Raw genomic sequence first — 2,365 nt, 5'->3', positions numbered from 1 at the left:
CATTCGGTTCGGCTCCGAGAAGGGGGGAACGGTGCCACCAAGCTCGGCCCGCTGACGCTGTTACTCATTTACGCACGAATCCTTACCCCTACCCACCTTGCCCAGTTCGATGACGGGCTTCGCGGGTTCGAACAACGGCTTGCGACGCATCTAGTGTCTGCCGATGCCTTGGGCGTGGCAAGCCTGATGGCACTGGACGGCGGGCGGCTCGCGGAAGCCCGGGTGTGGTCTGAGCGAGCCTTGGAGGCCAACCCGGATCAGATTGAAGCATTGGTATCTCGCGGTTCACTAGCCCTGGGAGATCAACAGACGCGCATTGCCCGAGCGTCTTTCGAACGGGCCCTGACGGTCAATGCTTTGGATGGTCGGAGCTGGTCAGGACTGGCCTTCGCCAATATGCTCGAGCAGCGCCTGGATCTCGCGCTCGAAGCGTTCCAGCGGGCGGTCGCCAACATGACTGGGCATATCGGCACCTGGATCGGGCTGGGATGGTGCCAGTTCCTGCGGCGGGATGTCAGCGCCGCACGTGATGCATTCGAACGTGCCCTGCATCTCGATCGGAATTTTGCCGAGAGCCATGGGGCGTTAGCCGTAGCGCTTGCAGCCCAGGGGTTGCGGGCTGAGGCGGAGATTGAGATCGATATCGCCCTGCGGCTGGACCGGACCAGCCTTTCGGCGAGGTATGCCCAAGGGATCCTGTCCGGTGAGGTTGATGACCCGCAGGCCTTCCTACGCCTGGCACAGCGCGTGCTTTCCCAGCACCGCGGCCCTCGCGGGGGTGGGGAAGGGGCTTCACTTGCGGATTTGGTGCTAGGACGTCGACAGTAGCTATCGCGAGGGACGGGATACCGACGAGCTGGCGGCCTGCAGCAGCAGATCGCCCGCTCGATCCATTGCGGCCCGGAGTTCTGGGTTCACTTCCATGGAGTCCTGTACACGTCCGACAAGTTCGTCAAAACCCGGATCGTTGATCAGGTGCACGCCGAACTCCCGAGCCAATACGGAACCCAGGTAAACGCGGAACGCCCTGCGTTTGCCTTGGGGGTCATCGGGCGAGATGGCGACCACCGCCAGGGCGACGCGTGCCAGCAGGTCATCCGTATTACCCGGCGAGTTGCGCCCGCGCAGGAGCCGCACCCCCAGGCCTGCCTGGCATCTGGCGCTGCCAGGCGAGAGCATCGCTCGGCAGACGGCAACATAGCAGTCGCTTTGCGCAATTGCAACCGGCAGGCGCTCTGGGCAGAGGGCCGGCTCCGGCGCGCTCTCCTGGCACCGGCTGGCCGGATGGCGTGCGCTGCTACAGGCCGAGCTCCTTCACGAACTGGTCGACATGGACGGACCATAGTTTGCCGCCGTAGCTAAGCAATAGGTGGCCGTCCCTGCCGGCGATTTCCCCGGTGCTAATAAACCGGGAGGGGCTGCCACTCGACGCAAAGGCCCCATGCCATGCGGCCGGGGCGGTAGCTCCCCAGAAGAAATCGTTCTTGGCATACAGCCAAAGCCCTGGAATTGTGGTTGATTTACCCAATTCGCCCATCACTTCGGCCATCTGCTCTGCGTCACAGCTACGCCCCGGTGCGAGGTCCGGCGAGCCGCCGGCGCCGCCCGAGAAATTGATATAGGCGATGACGCCGGGTGGCCGGGCAGCGGCGGTGGCTACCGTAGCAAAGCCGCCGACGGACCTGCCCTCCAGTATGAGGCGGTTCTTGTCTGCCCACGTCTGTTCACGAGTCCATGTTATTGCGGCGAGCGTCACCTCACGGGTCACTTTGGCCAAATTCCGGTAGTCGGGCTTGCGCGTGCAATTGCCGAAGGTGTCGAACGAAGCGCCGGCATTCTCCTGATCGGGGCCGCCGGTCTCGCCGTAGCCAATGCGCACCGGTGCAACAATGGCAATACCTTTTGCCAGCCAGTATCGGACATGCCCCCTCTGAATCGGATTTTCCAGTTTGCCCCGTTCTGCGCGATCCGGCGATCGGCCATGAGAGAAGATGAGCGTCGGAAAGGGGCCAGGGCCGGTCGGTTTGTAGACCTCCGCCCGCATGTTGATATCGCCACCGAACGTACCGGCGCCGGGGACCGGAATCCATACAATCTCCGGCTTGATATCTGCCAGTTCCGGGGAAGCGCTAACTGTCTCGGCTGCGAAGATCTGCGGTGTAGCCAGGAGGCCAATCGCCAACAGTAGTGCACTAAGGACGGCGACTTCCAGACCATCTTGCGCGTGGCTTCACCATTCTGGAACGTTGATGCGTTCATTCTCTTTCCCTGCGTGATGGGATGATTCAGCGATGTGGATGCGGATCTCCGAGCCATTTCCGTATACCGAAGCAAAAGGTGCCACCGGTTCGCAAGCAAAAGTGCC

3 protein-coding genes are annotated in these 2,365 nt (G+C 62.5%); 1 reads left to right on the top strand and 2 read right to left on the bottom strand.

Features of this window, described 5'->3' with window-relative positions; all coding sequences use genetic code 11:
* Positions 1-828, top strand: an 828-nt coding sequence (locus A3A5_RS38850; RefSeq protein WP_018311892.1) for a tetratricopeptide repeat protein, incomplete at its 5' end; no start/stop codon positions are given.
* On the opposite strand, the gene A3A5_RS38845 is transcribed toward A3A5_RS38850, so the two are convergent.
* Both A3A5_RS38845 and A3A5_RS0117775 read right to left on the bottom strand, forming a co-directional pair.
* Positions 829-1,137: a hypothetical protein gene (locus A3A5_RS38845; protein ID WP_157637250.1), complete on the bottom strand. Its 309-nt coding sequence runs from the start codon at positions 1,135-1,137 to the stop codon at positions 829-831. It abuts the gene before it with no gap.
* 160 nt (positions 1,138-1,297) lie between these two features.
* On the bottom strand, positions 1,298-2,182 hold the full coding sequence (locus A3A5_RS0117775) for a dienelactone hydrolase family protein (protein ID WP_018311890.1): 885 nt from the start codon (positions 2,180-2,182) through the stop codon (positions 1,298-1,300).
* Between the last annotated feature and the right edge of the window lie 183 nt (positions 2,183-2,365).

It is taken from the genome of Cupriavidus sp. UYPR2.512 (genome assembly GCF_000379565.1).
In the GTDB taxonomy this organism is placed as follows: domain Bacteria; phylum Pseudomonadota; class Gammaproteobacteria; order Burkholderiales; family Burkholderiaceae; genus Cupriavidus.
The sequence above is the reverse complement of the archived record's forward strand: the minus strand, read 5'-3'. Positions and strand labels throughout refer to the sequence as shown.